At 69.1% G+C, this 1,044-nt stretch carries 1 protein-coding gene; it reads left to right on the top strand.

All coding sequences use genetic code 11. The features are described from left to right. Positions 1-25: 25 nt before the first annotated feature. The coding region (locus tag ACFWZ2_RS43675) for a condensation domain-containing protein (RefSeq protein WP_384555366.1) at positions 26-1,044 on the top strand (1,019 nt) is incomplete at its 3' end.

The raw sequence follows: 1,044 nt of genomic DNA, 5'->3' as shown, positions 1-1,044 counted from the left end.
CGATGCGTAACCAGGAGGAGTCCTGATGATTCCGTTGTCATTCGCGCAGCGTCGGTTGTGGTTCATCAGCCAGTCCGAGGGGCCGAGCTCCACTTACAACATCCCGGTCGTGTTGCGGCTTTCGGGCGGGATCGACGCCGAGGCGCTCGGCGCGGCCCTGCGGGACGTGATCGGGCGGCACGAGGTGCTGCGCACGGTCTACGAGGTCGCCAACGGTGAGCCGTACCAGCACATCCTGGATATGGCCGACCTGGACTGGGCGCTGACGGTGTCCGAGGTCGCCCCCGCGGAGCTCGACGGCGCGATCGCCGATGTCCTTGCGTACACCTTCGACCTGTCGACCGAGATACCGATCCGGGCCTCCCTGCTCTCCACGGACTCCGCGGCCACCGACGAGCAGGTGTTCGTCCTGGTGATGCACCACATCGCGAGCGATGGCTGGTCCAAGCGGCCGCTGGCCCGCGACCTGACTGTTGCCTATGCGGCACGTTGCGAGGGCAAGGCCCCCGAGTGGGAGCCGCTGCCCGTCCAGTACGCCGACTACACGCTCTGGCAGCGCGAGCTGCTCGGCGACGAGTCGGACCCCGACAGTGTCATGTCCACCCAGATGGCCTACTGGCGTGAGGTGCTGGCGGACATTCCGGAGGAGCTGGAGCTGCCCGTCGACCGTCGGCGGCCCGCTGCGCCCTCCCACCGTGGTCACAAGGTGCCGCTGACCGTGCCCGCCGAGGTGCACGCGCGCCTCGCCGAGCTGGCGAAGGCCGAGGGCGTGACCCCCTTCATGGTGCTGCAGGCGGCCCTCGCCGCCATGCTCTCCCGCCTCGGTGCGGGCACCGACATCCCGATCGGCACGACGGTGGCCGGGCGTACGGACGTCGCCCTCGACGATCTGGTCGGCTTCTTCATCAACTCCCTCGTCCTCCGTACGGACGTGTCGGGCGACCCGACGTTCACCGAGCTGCTCTCGCGGGTGAGGAAGGCCGGCTGGGCGGCGTTCGAGCACCAGGAGGTGCCGTTCGAGAAGCTGGTGGAGGAGCTGGCGCC

This window comes from Streptomyces sp. NPDC059002, from assembly GCF_042740435.1.
Taxonomy (GTDB): Bacteria; Actinomycetota; Actinomycetes; order Streptomycetales; family Streptomycetaceae; genus Streptomyces.
Note: the sequence above shows the minus strand (reverse complement) of the source record. Positions and strands in the feature narration are given on the sequence as shown.